Source organism: Bradyrhizobium sp. CB1717 (assembly GCF_029714325.1).
Lineage (GTDB): Bacteria > Pseudomonadota > Alphaproteobacteria > Rhizobiales > Xanthobacteraceae > Bradyrhizobium.
Map to the genome: position 1 here is coordinate 4,316,983 of NZ_CP121666.1, position 15,196 is coordinate 4,332,178.

Here is a 15,196-nt window from a genome sequence, read left to right on the forward strand (position 1 = left end):
CTCATTTTGCATTGCAACATGTTGCAGGTCGTGCGGACGTCTTACGCCTGCTTGTAATATATCACAACATGTTTTAAGGGTGCCACAAACAAGGCGCCACCCTGCAACGAGAGCGCGGGCTGACGGGAGAGGACGACATGGCACGGCGCAAGCGCGCGCTCGAGGTGGTGAGAAACGACGATGACGGTGAGGGCAGACCCTCCCGCCGCAACCGTCTCAACTTCTTCGAGCTCGCTTATCAGAAGATCGAGGAGCTGCTCGTTCATTGCGAGCTGAAGCCCGGACAATTCATGACGATGCTGGAATTGCAGCAGATCACCGGTTTCGGTCGCACGCCGGTGCATCACGCCGTCAATCGTCTCTCCGCCGATACGCTCATCATCATCCGTCCGCGTCATGGCCTGCACATCGCGCCGATCGACCTCGCGCGCGAGCGCATGCTGCTTGGCCTCCGCCGCGACATGGAGCGTTTTGTCATTCGCCTCGCGGCGGATCGCGCCAGCTTGTCCCACCGCAATCAGGCGTTGCACATTGAGCGTTTGCTGCGCGAACGTCGCGCCACTTTGACACTCGACGAGTTCAACAGCATCGACCGCCGCATTGATGCGCTGGTGCTGGAAGCGGCCGGCGAGCCGTTCCTGGTCCATACGCTGCGGCCGCTGCACACGCTGTATCGCCGCATCGGCTACATCCACCACCGCTTCATGCCGGGCCAGGCCGATCTGTCCGGCACGATCGATCATCATCTCGCCATTCTCAGTGCAGTCGCCAGCCGCCGCGTCGAGGAGGCCGTGAAGGCCAGCGATGCGCTGATCGACTACATGGGCGAGATGTTCACGGGCATGGAGGCGGGAATCGATCCGCGCCTGCTCGATTGCAGTATCGAGCCGCTGCTCGGCGCGTAGAGAGTTTTGAAGAGAGGACCAGACATGCAGACAATGGCCATGCCACAACCGACCGCGAGCGAGGCCGCGGTCCGCTACCTCATCACGAACTACAGTCCAAAGGGCAACAAGGTCGGCTGGCTGATGATGGCCTCGATCCTGGTCGAGGCGTGGGATCTGTATTCGATCGCCTTCGTGCTGATCTTCATCAAGGAGCAGTACAATCCCGATCCGCTGATGCTGGGCCTTGCCGCGGCGGGCACGCAAGGCGGCGCCCTGATCGGCGCGCTGCTCGGCGGCTGGCTGTCCGACAAGATCGGCCGCCGCGTCATGTTCCTGGTGACGATGGTGCTGTTCATCGTGCTGGCGCTGGCGCAGGCCTTCGTGCCCAGCGTCGGCTGGCTCGTCGTGATCCGCTTCCTGTTCGGCATTCCGCTCGGCTCCGACATCTCGACCGGCTACACCTACATCATGGAATCCATGGCCAAGGGTGAGCGCGAGGTCATGGGCAACCGCTGGCAGTTCATGTTCGCCGTCGGCGAAGTCATGACCATCGGCGTCATCGTGATCTTCCTGCTGATCGACATGCAGCACGAGATGCTGTGGCGCGTGACGCTCGGCCTCGGCGCGGTGCCGGCGCTCATCATCCTTCTCATGCGTCACGACGTGCCGGAGACGGCGGTGTGGCTGGTGCAGAAGGGGCGCTATCGCGAGGCCAAGCAGGTCGCGCGCGAGATGTTCAACGACAATCTCGACATGCTGCCGGACCATGACGTGGAGGTGCCGAAGGTCTCGACCCGCGCGTTCCTCGCCGATCTCAAGAAGGATCCGATCCGCTGGCGCGCCACGGTCTACGGCTGGATCGCTTGTTTCACCCAGGCGAGCGAGTTCTCGACCTTCGCGTTCTATCTGCCGGTACTCTTCGTCATGGTCGGCGTATCGAGCGTGCTCGGCATCAATCTGGTGACGATGGCGTTGTTCTCGTTCGCCGCTCTGTCCGGCTGGGTCGGGCCGCTGCTGACGCCGAAGATCGGCCATCGCGGTATCGCGATCGCGGGCTTCTCGATCGTGATGGCCTCGCTGCTGGTCGCGGCCTTCGCGCTCTACACCGACAACAAGATGCTGCTGCCGTTCGCGGCTGCCGCCATGCTGTGGGGCCACTATTGGGACGCGTCGAACTGCATGACGATCCCGACCATGGTCGCCAAGCCGAAATATCGCGGCACCGCCAGCGGCTTCGCCTACATGTTCGTGAAGCTGCCGTCGTTCCTGGCGATCTTCCTGTTCCCGACGGTGTTCGCCGCGATCGGGCAGGCGAATGCCACGCTGATGGTCGCGATCTTCCCGCTGATCGGATTGCTCGCGGCAATCTTCATCCTGCCGGAAGTCTACGGCTACGAGAACGACTGACAAATTGCCCGGTCGCGGCCTGATGGCCGCGATCGGGCTCGTTGCGCTACGGGCTGATGCACCGCAAACACTTACAGTGAATTCGCTGCCGCTACCTGATTGCCGCCGCCAGCGCCGCGATCAGAGCGGGCGGCGTCACCAGCATACCGAGCTTGAGGAACGGCCAGGCGCTGAGCTCGATCTTCTCCCGCCGGAGCGCAACCAGCCAGAGGATGGTGGCGAGCGATCCCGTCACCGACATGTTCGGTCCGAGATCGACGCCGATCAGGATCGCGCTGACGACGGGCGCGGGCAGATGATCGCTGGCGGCGACAGAGCCGGCGACGAGACCGACCGGAAGATTGTTGGCGACATTGGTGGCGATTGCGGTCGCGATGCCGACGCTCCAGGCAGCTTTCGGAATCGATTGCGCGACCGCCTGGTGCAGCAGCGCGCTGAGCTGCCCGATTACGCCGGTCTTGACCAGCGTTTCCACCATGACGAAGAGCCCGCCGACCAGCGGCAGCACGCTCCAGGACACGCCCCGCAGCACAGGCAGCGGTGATTGCCGGCTCAGCAGCAGCACGATCGCGGCTGTCGCCACGCCGCAGATGAAGGTCGGCAGGCCGAGTTGCCTGTCCAGCGCGGAGGCCGTGACCAGGACAACGCCGATCGCGATGATGCCCACGGCCGTCAGCTTGCCGCCGCGGCCGAGCTTTGGATGCGGCACGCTGCGCGCAATCGTCTCTTCCTTCAGCGCGCGGTGCTGGGTCAGGCGCAGGACGACATAGGTGAGCAGGATCGAGGCCGCCGAGGGCAGGGCGAACAGGCGCAGCCATTCAGTGAGGTGCGGCATGTGCGCGCCGAACACGACGAGGTTGGCGGGATTGGAGATCGGCAATACGAAGCTTGCGGCATTGGCGATGAAGGCGCAGACGAAGAGATAGGGCAGCGGTTTCGCGCCAGCCGCGCGCGTCGCGGCATAGACGGCCGGCGTCAGCACGATCGCGGTGGCGTCGTTCGAGAGCAGCACGGTGACCAGCGTGCCGACGAGATAGATCAGCAGGAACAGCCGCTGCGGCGAGCCGCCTGCATATTCGACCGCGAGCGCGGCGAGATAGTCGAACAGGCCTTCGAGCCGGGCGAGCTCGGCGATCAGCATCATGCCGATCAGGAAGAGATAGACGTCGAGGCCTTTCTCGATGCCGACAAGCGCATCCTGCCACGGAAGCAAACCGAGCAGCACAAGGGCGCCGGCGCCGATGACGGCCCAGATCGCCTCGGGCAGGCGGAACGGGCGGATAATGACGCCTGCGGTCGCAAGCACAATGATGCTCCAGGCCCAGATGGCGTCAGACGGCACGGTTAGTCCTCGATGTGGAACGGGTTCATTCGGCAGCGATATCCGATGTCGGCGGCGCTGTCTTCCCCTGCGGCTGCAAGGCGCCATGCCGCGTCTCGGGGAAGGCGAGGAGGCAGATGACGGCGCCGATCGCCGCGACCAGACCGAGCGTGATGAAGGCCGCACTGTAGCCCGCGCCGACCACGACGAAGCCGGCGAGCGCTGTCGACAGCGCAGCTCCGATGCCCTGAGCGGTGATGACCGCGCCTTGCGCGACGTTGAAGCGCCCGGTGTTGCGCATGAGGTCGGCGACGATGACGGGGAAGATGGCGCCGTAGATGCCGGCGCCGACGCCGTCGAGGAGCTGCACGCCGACCAGCCAGAACGGATTGTCGGAGAGCGTGTAGAGCGCGCCGCGAACAGGCAGGATCAGGAGTGCCGCGAGGAAGAAGCGCTTGTGTCCCCACCGGTCGGCTCTCGCGCCGACCAGCATCGCGAACGGCACCATGACCAATTGCGCCGCGACGATGCAGGCCGACATCAGGCTGGTGCCCATGTTCTTGTCCTGAAGTGCGAGCTTCTGCCCGACCAGCGGCAGCATGGCTGCGTTGGCGAGATGGAAGAGCAGGACGCAGATCGCGAACACGAGCAGGGGGCGGCAGGTCAGCAGCACGGCGAGGCCCGTGGGTTGCTCGCGCGCGCTGTCGCCGTCGGCATCGTGCAGCCCGCGGGCGAGGTCGTGGTCGATTGCCTGTTCGGGGATGGCGACAATGCTGACGAGGCTTGCAATCGCCATCGCGCCGAGCAGGTAGAACACGACGGTCGGCCCGAACCAATAGGCGGAGAGCCCTGCAAGTGTCGCCGCGACAGCGTTGCCGGCGTGATTGAAGGTCTCGTTACGGCCAATCCGCCGGGTAAAGGCGGCGTGGCCGAAGATACCGAGCGAGACGGCCGCAATCGCCGGAGGAAAGATCACGACGGCAGCCTGTGCTACCCCTTGCGAGATCGCGACCGGCAGGAACGCCGGAAACAAAGGCAGTGACAGCGAGGCTGCTGTCACCATGATGGCGGCGACAACCATCACCGCTCGCTTCGCTCGCGTCGCGTCGACCAGCGCTCCGGCGGGCGTCTGTGCCAAGATGCCGGCGATCGTCGCGATCGACATCACCAGGCCAATGCGCGCTTCGTCCCAATGCTGCTCGGTGAGGAGATAGACGGCGAGATAGGGGCCGAGCCCGTCGCGGACGTCGGCAAGGAAGAAATTGGTCGCATCCAGCGCGCGGCTGGCGCGCCTTGTCTGATCGGGGTCTTGGCTCGACATCGGTGTCTCGATCGAGGAGCGGAAACGTCCGGGCAGAAACGGACGTCGCGGCATTTTTGCTTCGCTTCAGAACTTCACGGCCAGCAACACCGCGCCGGCGCCGATCATGGCGATGCCGAACCAGCCCTGGGCCGTTGGACGCTCGCCGAGAAAGGCGAACGCGAACAGCGCGACCAGGACGACGCTGAGCTTGTCGATCGGCGCGACCAGCGTGGCAGGACCGAGCTTGAGTGCGCGAAAATAGCAGAGCCATGAGGCGCCGGTCGCCAGTCCCGACAATACCAGGAACAGCCAGGTTTTTGAGGAGACCGCCGAGGGCACGACGAATTGCCCGGTGAAGAACAGCAGAGCCGAGAAGGCGAGCAGCACCACGATGGTGCGGATGAAGGTGGCGAGGTCCGGATTGATGTTCTCGACGCCGACCTTGGCGAAGATCGCGGTCAGCGCCGCAAAGCAGGCCGACAGCAGCGCCCAGGTCTGCCAGGCGGAGAAGAGGGCGGGTTTCATATCATCGGGATCCGTTGTTTCGGGACGGCGCACACCAGCGCCGTCATTGCGAGCGCAGCGAAGCAATCTAGAGTCTTTCCGCGGGGGACAGTCTGGATTGCTTCGCTACGCTCGCAATGACGAATTTGTGGCAGCTTCGTGCAACTATAGCACTCACCGTGCCACCGACAGCTTCTCCGTAATCGCTTTGCGCAGGATGCGCGAGAGCGATTCGACCGAATAGGGCTTCTGGATCAGCTCGAATCCGCGATGGGCGTTTTCGGCGAGCACGTTGCTGTAGCCCGAGGTGAGCACGACGGGCAGGCCCGGATAGCGCTCGCGGATGATTCCGGCGAGCTCGACGCCGTTCATGCCGGGCATGATCACGTCGGAGAAGACGAGGTCGACGGCAAACTCGTTCTCGCCGAGGATCGCGAGCGCCGCGTTGGCGTTGGCGACGCGGCGGACGACATAGCCGAGATCTTCCAGGAGCTCGGTCGAGAACTGGCCGACATCGTCATTGTCCTCGACCACGAGCACGCGGTAGCCGCGCCCGGTGGTCGCTGCCTCGCTGGTCAGCGCCGCCGCATCCTTCTCGGTGGCGGGGCTTTGGGCCTGCGGCAGGTAGATGGTGAAGGTCGCGCCTTCGCCCTGCGTGCTCGTCACCGCGATGTCGCCCTCGGATTGCTTTGCGAAGCCGAACGCCTGGCTGAGACCGAGGCCGGTGCCCTTGCCGACCTCCTTGGTGGTGAAGAACGGTTCGAAAATGGAATCGAGATGTTCCGGCGCGATGCCGCTGCCGGTATCCTTGACCGAGATCGCGACATAGTCGCCGCCACGTGCCGACTGCGCGCGCAGGCTCGGAATTCCCTGGACCTTGCAGACCGCGATGGTGAGGCGGCCTTCGCCCTCCATCGCGTCGCGGGCGTTGATGGCGAGGTTGATCAGCGCGGTCTCGAACTGTGCGACGTCGGCGACAGTGAAGCAATCCGTGTCCTGGATCTCGACGCTGATCTCGATGCGGCCGCCGACCAGCGGCCGGATCAGTTGTGCCACGCCCTCGACCTGGCTGCCGACGTTGAAAATTTGTGGCTTCAGCGGCTGCCGGCGCGCGAAGGCCAGGAGCTGCGCCGTCAGCTTGGAGGCGCGCTCGACGGTGTCAGAGATGGCGTCGACATAACGGCGGCGGCGCTCTTCCGGCAGCTCGCGCCGGCGCAGGAAGTCGGTCGCCGAACGGATGATGGTGAGCAGGTTGTTGAAATCGTGCGCGACGCCGCCGGTGAGTTGGCCGATCGCCTCCATCTTCTGCGACTGCCGCAACGCCTCCTCGCCGAGGCGGCGCTCGGTGATGTCGACGGCCTCGGGCACCGCGCCGGTGATATTGCCGTGGCGGTCGAGCACCGGGCGCATGCCGAAATCGAAGTCGCGTTCGCCGATCGGCAGGCGCAGCCGCATCTCCAGCCGCACCGCTTCGCCCTTCAGCACCGTCCTGAAGGCGTCGCGCGCGACATCGCTCATGCCGGGAGTTCCCGTGAACCACGGCGTATCCCAGAACGGCTTGCCGATGACATCCCGCGCCTCGGCGTTGATGCCGTCGAGTGCGGTCTTGTTGGCGTAGAGCAGTTCGCCACTGAGATCGACCAGGCCCTGATACTGGTTGCTGGTCTCCAGGATCGCGCGCAGCCGGGCCTCGTTGGATTCGAGCTCGGCGGTGCGCTCGGCGATGCGTTCCTCCAGCGTCTCGTTGAGCCGCCGCAGCTCGATCTCGGCCTGCTTGGCGACGGTGATGTCGTGGGCGACGCCGATGAAGCCGATATGCTTGCCGGTCGGATCCCAGCGCGGCTGCGATTCCGAGCGCAGCCAGCGCCATTCGCCGCTGGCGTTCCTGTAGCGCGCTTCCAGCACGAAGGGTTTCAGCGAGGCTTCACCTTGCACCGATTGCTGCAGGACATGCGGCAGGTCGTCCGGATGCAGCACCTTGCGCCAGTCGAAATCGATCGCCTGGTCGTAGGGCAGGCCGACGAAGTCAACATAGGCCTGGTTGGCGAAGGAGCGCTTGCGGTCGAGCTTGGTGACCCAGATCGGCACCGGCGCGCTGTCGGCGATCAGCCGGAAGCGCTCCTCGCTCTCGCGCAGCGTCTCGCGCGCGAGCATCTGGTCGGTGATGTCGATATGGGCGCCGACGAGGCGGATGGCGCGGCCGTCCTTGTCGCGCTCGAACTTGGCGACGACCCGGATCCAGCGGGTCTCGCCGTCGCTCGGGCGGATGATGCGGTATTCGGCGGTGTAATCTTCGCTCGCCCCCGAAAGCGCCTCGAAGAAGTGGTTCACCGCCGCGTCGCGGTCATCGGGATGGATACGGTTGACCCAGTCCTCGTGCGACTCGTCGGTGGCCTCCGGCGGCAGGCCGTGGATCATCAGATATTCCGGCGAGCGGCGGTTCTTGAAGCCCTCGCGGAAGTCGACCTCGACGCCGCCGACTTTGCCGATGCGCTGGATGCGCGCGAGCTCGGCCTCTCGCTCCTGGAGCGCGCGATAGGCGTTGTCGCGCTCGCGCGCGACGTCTTCGAGGTGCTGGCGCAGCCTTTCGGCGGCGATGGTCTCGGGCAAAGGATCGTTCAAGGCGTCGGCCGTTGTCATGCGGGTGCGCACGTGCCGGACCGATATTCACACAGACGGAGCGCGATGGCCATTGCTTAGAGGAAATAGACTGTCTGGAAGGACCCGCGGCCAGCCAGAACGCGGGAAAAATGCGGTCAACCAACGCCCGGTCTGGCATGTTCCTGATATTGGAACGATGCGCCTGCGGACGCGTCTTCGCGAGGCGCCACAACGCTCATTCATAAAACTCCCTTTTCGAAGAGGCTAAATCTTGAAGCTCTTTGTCTGTCAGTCCTGTGGCAACGTCCTCTATTTCGAGAACCGCGCCTGCGGGCGTTGTGGTCACCGCGTCGCCTTCCTCCCGGAGAAGGAGACGATGTCGGCGCTCGAGCCCGACGGCGAGGCTCAAAGCGGGACCTGGTCGACGCTGGCCGACAAGGGCAGGGGGCGCATGCTGTGCCGCAATGCCGACTACGACGCCTGCAACTGGCTGACGGACACCGGCGACGGCAACGGCTATTGCCGCGCCTGCCGCCACAACGGCATGGTGCCGGACCTGTCGGACCCCGCGCAGCTCGCCCGCTGGCGTGAGCTGGAGGTGGCAAAGCACCGGCTGTTCTATTCCCTGATCCGCTGGAAGCTGCCGCTCCAGAACCGTCAGGACAATGCGGTGCACGGCCTGATCTTCAACTTCCTCGCTGACGATCCGAACAGCGGACAAAAGATCATGACCGGCCATGACAACGGCCTGATCACGATCGCGCTGACCGAGGCCGACGACATCGAGCGCGAGCGGCGCCGGTTGGAGATGGGCGAGCCTTACCGGACGCTGCTCGGGCATTTCCGCCACGAGGTCGGGCATTATTTCTGGGACGTGCTGGTTCAGGGCGGCGGCAAGCTCGACGAATGCCGCGCGGTGTTCGGCGACGATACGGCCGATTACGGCCAGGCCTTGCAGCGCCATTACGCTGAAGGCGCCCCGGCTGATTGGCAGCAGAATTACGTCTCGGCCTACGCCACGACGCACCCCTGGGAAGACTTCGCCGAGACCTGGGCGCACTATCTCCACATCGTCGACACCCTGGAGATGGCGTCCGAGTTCGGCATGGAGGTGCGCCCCAAGGTGGATCGCGACGGGGAGCTGACGGCGCGTATCCGTTTCAACCCCTACGAGGCCAGGGACGTCCAGGCGCTCATCGACGCATGGCTGCCCTTCACCTTCGCCATGAACAGCGTCAACCGGGCCATGGGCCTGCGCGACCTCTACCCCTTCATCCTGTCGCCGGCGGTGGTCGGCAAACTGGGGTTCATTCACGGCCTGGTCCGGGACGTGGCCAAGGCGCGGAAGGCGTAGGCCGTCCCAAGGGCCTCTCGCGGCTGTTTCGGTCTTGCGCTGGTACGCCAGAGCGGCCCGGATTTAGACCGTTGCCTCCGGCCCATTTTGATGTACCACGGGAGCCACACGGCCCGTCCCATAGGCCCCAACGGCCGGGGAAGGGTCCCGCCCAAGGTCGAGACTCAAGAAAAGCATGTTCAAACGCATTCTGATCGCCAATCGCGGCGAAATCGCCTGCCGGGTCATCAAGACTGCCCGCAAGATGGGAATTCAAACGGTTGCGGTCTATTCCGAGGCCGACCGCGATGCCCTCCATGTCGAGATGGCCGATGAGGCGGTGCTGATCGGCCCGCCGGCCGCGGCCGAGAGCTATCTGGTGATCGAGAAGATCGTCGAGGCGTGTCGCAAGACCGGCGCCGAGGCCGTGCATCCCGGCTACGGCTTCCTGTCCGAGCGCGAGGCGTTTCCGCGCGCGCTGGAAGCCGCCGGCATCGTCTTCATCGGCCCGAACCCGGGCGCGATCGCCGCGATGGGCGACAAGATCGAGTCCAAGAAGGCCGCCGCAAAAGCAAAAGTCTCGACCGTGCCCGGCCATCTCGGCGTCATCGAGGACGACAAGCATGCGGTCCGCATCGCCGACGAGATCGGTTACCCCGTCATGATCAAGGCCTCCGCCGGCGGTGGCGGCAAGGGCATGCGCATCGCCCATTCGAAGGCCGAGGTCGCCGAAGGCTTCAACCTCGCCAAGGCCGAGGCCAAGGCCTCGTTCGGCGACGACCGCGTCTTCGTCGAGAAATTCATCGTCGATCCCCGCCACATCGAGATCCAGGTGCTGGGCGACAAGCACGGCAACGTGATCTATCTCGGCGAGCGCGAATGCTCGATCCAGCGCCGCAACCAGAAGGTCATCGAGGAGGCGCCGTCGCCGCTGCTGGATGAAGCCACCCGCCGCAAGATGGGCGAGCAGGCGGTCGCGTTGGCGAAAGCCGTGAACTACGATTCCGCCGGCACGGTCGAATTCGTCGCCGGCCAGGACAAGAGCTTCTACTTCCTGGAGATGAACACGCGTCTCCAGGTCGAGCATCCCGTCACCGAGCTCGTCACCGGCATCGACCTCGTCGAGCAGATGATCCGCGTTGCCGCCGGCGAGAAGCTCGCCATCGCGCAGAAGGACGTCACGCTCACCGGTTGGGCCGTGGAATCGCGCCTCTATGCGGAAGATCCGTTCCGCAACTTTCTGCCCTCGATCGGGCGTCTCGTGAAGTATCGTCCGCCGGCGGAAGCCAGCAAGGACGGCATCACCGTGCGCAACGACACCGGCGTGCAGGAGGGCGGCGAGATCTCGATCCACTACGATCCGATGATCGCAAAGCTCGTCACCCACGCGCCGTCGCGCGCGGCCGCGATCGAGGCCCAGGCCACCGCGCTGGATTCGTTCTATGTCGACGGCATCAGGCACAACATCCCGTTCCTGTCGGCGTTGATGCATCATCCGCGCTGGCGCGAGGGCCGGCTCTCGACCGGCTTCATCGCCGAAGAGTTCCCCAAGGGTTTTGCGGTGCGCGTGCCCGAGGGCGAGGTCGCCCGGCGGATCGCCGCCGTCGGTGCTGCCATCGATCACGTGCTCGGCGAGCGCAAGCGGCAGATCTCGGGCCAGATGGGCGGGCGCGTCGTGCAGCGCGAGCGCCGCCGCGCGGTCTGGCTCGACCGGCAGGAGATTTCGCTCGAGGTCGGCCGTGAGGGCGATGCGATCGCGATCCGCTTCATCGATGCCGAGGGCAAGGCCGGCAATCCGCATCTGCTGCAGTCGCCGTGGAAGCCGGGCGATCCGGTCTGGCAGGGCACCATCGACGGTCACTTCGTCGCGGTGCAGGCGCGCCCGATCGCCAACGGCACTCGCCTTGCGCATCAGGGTGTCGAGGTGCCGGTCTATGTCTGGACCGAGACGGAAGCGACGTCCGCCCGGCTGATGCCGGTGACGGCGGCCTCCGACACCGGCAAGAAGCTGCTCTGTCCGATGCCGGGCCTCGTCGTCTCCATCGCGGTGAGCGAGGGGCAGGAGGTCAAGGCCGGCGAAACGCTCGCCGTGGTCGAAGCCATGAAGATGCAGAACGTGCTGCGCGCCGAGCAGGACGGCACCGTGAAGAAGATCCACGCCAGTGCCGGCGCGACGCTCGCGGTGGACGCGCTGATTTTGGAGTTTGCGTAAGCGTGTGAGTGAGGCAGGCGGTCTGCCCACAAGCACCGTCATTGCGAGGTGCCCTTGGCGACGAAGCAATCCAGTCTGTCTCCGCGGATGCATTCCTGGATTGCTTCGCTTCGCTCGCAATGACGGAGTATGCTGCGGCCTTCGTGATCTAACCGAGACAGCACCATGGCCTTTCGTTCCCGCCGCGAGAAACTGCGTTCCATCCTGTCGGGCGGGACTTGCGTCCATCCCGGCTCGGTCTATGACGCGATCTCGATCCGCATCGCCGAGGATCTCGGCTTTCCCATCGGGATGTTCGGCGGCTCGGTGGCTTCGCTCGCCGTGCTCGGCGACCCCGATATCACCCTGATCACGCTCACCGAGCTTTGCGAGCAGATGCGGCGGATGTCGCGTGCGTCCACACTGCCCGTGCTGGTCGATGCCGATCACGGCTATGGCAATGCGCTCAACGTGCGCCGCACGGTGCAGGAGCTGGAGACGGCCGGTGCCGCCGGCCTCACCATCGAGGACACGCTGCTGCCGGCTGCCTTCGGTGAAGCAAAGACGCAGCTGATTTCGCTGGAGGAGGGCGTCGGCAAGATGAAAGCCGCGCTCAGCGGCCGCAGCGATCCGTCGCTGGTCATCATCGGCCGCACCGGTGCGGCCTCGATCACCTCGATCGAGGATGTAGTCCGCCGTGCCAAGGCTTATGAGGCCACCGGCGTCGATGCACTGTTCTTCACCGGCATCAAGTCGCGTGCCGAATTGGAAGCGGTCGCATCGGCTACGCGCCTGCCGATAGTGCTCGGCGGCGCACCGGAAGATTTGAGCGCGCTCGACTATCTCGCCAGCCAGCGCGTGCGCATCGCGCTGCAGGGCCATGCGCCGATCGCGGCCGCCACGCAGGCCGTCCACGACACGCTGAAGGCGCTCCGCGAAGGCGCTTCGCCGAAGGCACTCAAGGGCCTGGCCTCTGCGGAGCTGACGGGCCGCGTCATGCGGGAGGCCGAGACGAGGGCGCGCAGCGCCGATGTTCTCGGGCTGAAGATATGAGCCGGGCGATCCTCCAGGTCATGATCCGCGGCCGCGTCCAGGGCGTCGGCTACCGCGCCTGGGTCGAATACCAGGCCACCGCGAGCGGTCTCGAGGGCTGGGTCCGCAACCGCCGCGACGGCAGCGTGGAAGCGCTGTTCGCAGGCGCGCCGAACCACGTCGCCGACATGGTCGCACTGTGCCGCCATGGCCCGCCGTCCTCGCGCGTCGACAGCGTCACCAGCGAGACCGCAGGCGTGGATGAGCTGAATCTGCGCAGGGCAGGGGAAGCGTTTTCGGTGTTGCCGACGGTGTAGTAGCTCTTCGCCGCGCAGGCAGTGCGCTCCCTCGCCCCGTTCTTACGGGGAGAGGTTAAGAGTCACCTCGGCAGCTTGGCGATCGCTTCGCTGAGCTCGTGGATCTCATACGGCTTGCGCAGGATCGGGAAGTCGCCGCGCACGTCGGCGGCGACCTCGCTGTAGCCGGTGGCGAGCAGGACCGGCAGGCCGGGGCGGAGCTGGCGCAGACGATGGGCGAGGGTGAGGCCGTCCATCTTGCCGGGCATCACGATGTCCGAGAATACGAAGTCGACGCCGTTTGTCTCGATCTCGCGCAATGCCGCTTCGGCGTCGGCGACCCGGTGCACCTGGTAGCCGAGCTGTTCCAGAAGGCCGATGCTGACGAGCGCGACTTCGGGATTGTCCTCGACCAGCAGCACCGTTCCACTGCCACGGAACGGTATCGCCTCCGCGGTGTCCCGTGCCGGGGCATCCGTGCCGCGCGGCAGCAGGATGGTGAACGTCGTGCCCTTGCCGAGCTCGCTTGCGACCTTCACCGTGCCGCCGGCCTGATGGGCGAAGCCGTGCACCTGGGAGAGGCCGAGGCCGGTGCCCTTGCCGATCGGCTTGGTGGTGAAGAACGGCTCGAAGACCTTGTCGACGACGTCGGCGGGAATGCCGAGCCCGGTGTCGGCGACATCGATCGCCACGAACTCGCCGGTGAGCGGGATCTCGTCCAGCACCACGTTGTGGGCGCTGATCGTCACCGTGCCGCCGTCGGGCATCGCATCGCGGGCGTTGATGACGAGGTTGAGCAGCGCAGTCTCGAGCTCCGAGGCGTCGGTCCTGACCGGCCAGACCTTGGAGTCGACGTCGAAGGTGAGGCGCACGGAGCTGCCGACGCCGGCATCGAGCACCGCGCGGATCGCTGCGATGCGTTCGGCGAGATCGATCGCCTGCGGGTTGACGCTCTGTCGCCGCGCGAAGGTGAGGAGCTGGTTGGTCAGCGCGGCGCCGCGCCTGGTCGCAGTCTCGATCGCGGAGATCGCGCGCTGAAGCCTGGCGTCGTCGATCGCCCCCTTCTTCAGGACATGGAGGCTGCCGCTGATGATCATCAGGAGGTTGTTGAAGTCATGGGCGACGCCGCCGGTGAGCTGGCCGAGCGCATCGAACTTCTGGGATTCGGCGAGCTGCTTCTGCATCGCCTCGAGCTTGAGCTGTGCATTGCGGCGTTCGGTGATGTCGCGCGTGATCTTGGCGAAGCCGACCAGCGTGCCATCCTCGTAGATCGGATCGATCACCACGCTCGCCCAGAAGAACGTCCCGTCCTTGCGAACGCGCCAGCCTTCCTCTTCGTAGCGGCCCTTTTCGCGCGCGATGCCGAGCGCTCGCGCGGGTTTGCCGTTGGCGCGGTCGGCCTCGGTGTAGAAGCGGGAGAAATGCTGGCCGACGATTTCCTCGGGCGCGTAGCCCTTGATGCGCTCGCCGCCGATGTTCCAGCTGGTGATGGTGCCGCTGGGATCGAGCATGTAGAGGGCGTAGTCGGCAACTCCTTCAACCAGCAGCCGGAAACTGCGCTCGCTTTCGAACAAGTCTCTCTGCTGACTGAACTTTTTTACCATTCTTAGACCCCGCCTCGACGGGAGCAAACGCTCGGGCCGGCGTTTTGGTTCCGGCTCTCTGGGACCTTTTTAGGCAAATACCGCAGACGGTATGCAGGAGGGGCGTCGGCAAGCGCCCTTGACACGCAATCGCATTTGTCAGATATTTCTGTCATGACAGAAATAACCGGAAAGAAGAAACTCCCCGCCGCCATCGAGCGCTTCATCCTGCATTGGGGCGACATGGGCGACGAATGGGGCGTCAATCGCTCGGTCAGCCAGATCCACGGGCTGCTCTATCTGTCCGAGGCGCCGATGACGGCCGAGGACATCGCCGACACGCTCGGCATGGCACGCTCCAACGTCTCCAATTCGCTGAAGGAGCTGCTCGCCTGGAACCTGATCCGGCGCGTGCCGATCCTCGGCGACCGCCGCGATCATTACGAGGCCGAGACCGACATCTGGGAGGTCGCCGCGCGCATCGCGGCGCGCCGCAAGGAGCGGGAGCTCGATCCGGCCATCGCGGCGCTCAGGGCCTGCGTGTCCGATGCCACTGATGATCCCACGATCAATCCGGTCGCGAGCAAGCGGCTGAAGGAGATGCTCGCCTTCACCGAGCTCGCCGACCACTGGTTCATGCAGATGCTGAAGGTGCCGCGGCCGCGGCTGGTCGCCCTGATGCGGCTTGGCGAGAAGATCGCCAACCTGCTGCCGCTGGGCAAGGCCAAATAGCGTTGA

At 65.3% G+C, this 15,196-nt stretch carries 12 protein-coding genes; 7 read left to right on the forward strand and 5 right to left on the reverse strand.

The features are described 5' to 3' along the window. Positions 1–137 precede the first annotated feature (137 nt). Positions 138–905, forward strand: a complete 768-nt coding sequence (locus QA649_RS20545; protein ID WP_283025759.1) for a GntR family transcriptional regulator — start codon at positions 138–140, stop codon at positions 903–905. Positions 906–929: 24 nt separating this feature from the next. Then, on the forward strand, positions 930–2,294 hold the full coding sequence (locus QA649_RS20550) for an MFS transporter (protein ID WP_349254074.1): 1,365 nt from the start codon (positions 930–932) through the stop codon (positions 2,292–2,294). 91 nt (positions 2,295–2,385) lie between these two features. On the opposite strand, the gene QA649_RS20555 is transcribed toward QA649_RS20550, so the two are convergent. The 4 genes from QA649_RS20555 to QA649_RS20570 all read right to left on the reverse strand — a co-directional run bounded on the left by QA649_RS20555 (position 2,386) and on the right by QA649_RS20570 (position 8,074). Further along, positions 2,386–3,636, reverse strand: coding sequence for an arsenic transporter (locus QA649_RS20555; protein WP_283025761.1), 1,251 nt, complete (start codon positions 3,634–3,636; stop codon positions 2,386–2,388). Positions 3,637–3,661: 25 nt separating this feature from the next. Next, positions 3,662–4,936, reverse strand: coding sequence for an MFS transporter (locus QA649_RS20560; RefSeq protein WP_283025762.1), 1,275 nt, complete (start codon positions 4,934–4,936; stop codon positions 3,662–3,664). Positions 4,937–5,002: 66 nt separating this feature from the next. Beyond that, positions 5,003–5,443, reverse strand: coding sequence for an EamA family transporter (locus QA649_RS20565; protein WP_283025763.1), 441 nt, complete (start codon positions 5,441–5,443; stop codon positions 5,003–5,005). Positions 5,444–5,596: 153 nt separating this feature from the next. Further along, positions 5,597–8,074 carry a PAS domain S-box protein gene (locus tag QA649_RS20570; protein WP_283025764.1) on the reverse strand — a complete coding sequence of 826 codons (2,478 nt, stop codon included), beginning with the start codon at positions 8,072–8,074 and terminating at the stop codon, positions 5,597–5,599. A gap of 220 nt (positions 8,075–8,294) precedes the next feature. Here QA649_RS20570 and QA649_RS20575 point away from each other — a divergent pair, with 220 nt between their 5' ends. The 4 genes from QA649_RS20575 (at position 8,295) to QA649_RS20590 (ending at position 12,896) form a co-directional block, all read left to right on the forward strand. Continuing rightward, positions 8,295–9,377: a putative zinc-binding peptidase gene (locus QA649_RS20575; RefSeq protein WP_283025765.1), complete on the forward strand. Its 1,083-nt coding sequence runs from the start codon at positions 8,295–8,297 to the stop codon at positions 9,375–9,377. Between the two features lie 175 nt (positions 9,378–9,552). Beyond that, positions 9,553–11,568 (forward strand): acetyl/propionyl/methylcrotonyl-CoA carboxylase subunit alpha, encoded by a 2,016-nt coding sequence (locus QA649_RS20580; protein WP_283025766.1) that lies wholly within the window; start codon positions 9,553–9,555, stop codon positions 11,566–11,568. 165 nt (positions 11,569–11,733) lie between these two features. Then, positions 11,734–12,600, forward strand: a complete 867-nt coding sequence (locus tag QA649_RS20585) for an isocitrate lyase/PEP mutase family protein (protein ID WP_283025767.1) — start codon at positions 11,734–11,736, stop codon at positions 12,598–12,600. Beyond that, on the forward strand, positions 12,597–12,896 hold the full coding sequence (locus tag QA649_RS20590) for an acylphosphatase (protein WP_283025768.1): 300 nt from the start codon (positions 12,597–12,599) through the stop codon (positions 12,894–12,896). The genes QA649_RS20585 and QA649_RS20590 overlap by 4 nt, the downstream gene beginning before the upstream one ends. A 62-nt stretch (positions 12,897–12,958) precedes the next feature. Here the strand turns inward: QA649_RS20590 and QA649_RS20595 are convergent, their stop codons facing one another. Further along, positions 12,959–14,479 (reverse strand): PAS domain-containing sensor histidine kinase, encoded by a 1,521-nt coding sequence (locus tag QA649_RS20595; RefSeq protein WP_283025769.1) that lies wholly within the window; start codon positions 14,477–14,479, stop codon positions 12,959–12,961. Positions 14,480–14,632: 153 nt separating this feature from the next. On the opposite strand from QA649_RS20595, the gene QA649_RS20600 reads away from it, so the two are divergent. Then, positions 14,633–15,190, forward strand: coding sequence for a MarR family transcriptional regulator (locus tag QA649_RS20600; protein ID WP_283025770.1), 558 nt, complete (start codon positions 14,633–14,635; stop codon positions 15,188–15,190). Positions 15,191–15,196: the final 6 nt, after the last annotated feature.

Bases quoted from the DNA above. Each gene is read 5' to 3' on its own strand.
- QA649_RS20545 (WP_283025759.1), top strand. From the start codon at position 138: ATGGCACGGCGCAAGCGCGCGCTCGAGGTGGTGAGAAACGACGATGAC.
- QA649_RS20550 (WP_349254074.1), top strand. From the start codon at position 930: ATGCAGACAATGGCCATGCCACAACCGACCGCGAGCGAGGCCGCGGTC.
- QA649_RS20560 (WP_283025762.1), bottom strand. From the start codon at position 4,936: ATGTCGAGCCAAGACCCCGATCAGACAAGGCGCGCCAGCCGCGCGCTG.
- QA649_RS20565 (WP_283025763.1), bottom strand. From the start codon at position 5,443: ATGAAACCCGCCCTCTTCTCCGCCTGGCAGACCTGGGCGCTGCTGTCG.
- QA649_RS20580 (WP_283025766.1), top strand. From the start codon at position 9,553: ATGTTCAAACGCATTCTGATCGCCAATCGCGGCGAAATCGCCTGCCGG.
- QA649_RS20585 (WP_283025767.1), top strand. From the start codon at position 11,734: ATGGCCTTTCGTTCCCGCCGCGAGAAACTGCGTTCCATCCTGTCGGGC.
- QA649_RS20590 (WP_283025768.1), top strand. From the start codon at position 12,597: ATGAGCCGGGCGATCCTCCAGGTCATGATCCGCGGCCGCGTCCAGGGC.
- QA649_RS20595 (WP_283025769.1), bottom strand. From the start codon at position 14,479: ATGGTAAAAAAGTTCAGTCAGCAGAGAGACTTGTTCGAAAGCGAGCGC.
- QA649_RS20600 (WP_283025770.1), top strand. From the start codon at position 14,633: ATGACAGAAATAACCGGAAAGAAGAAACTCCCCGCCGCCATCGAGCGC.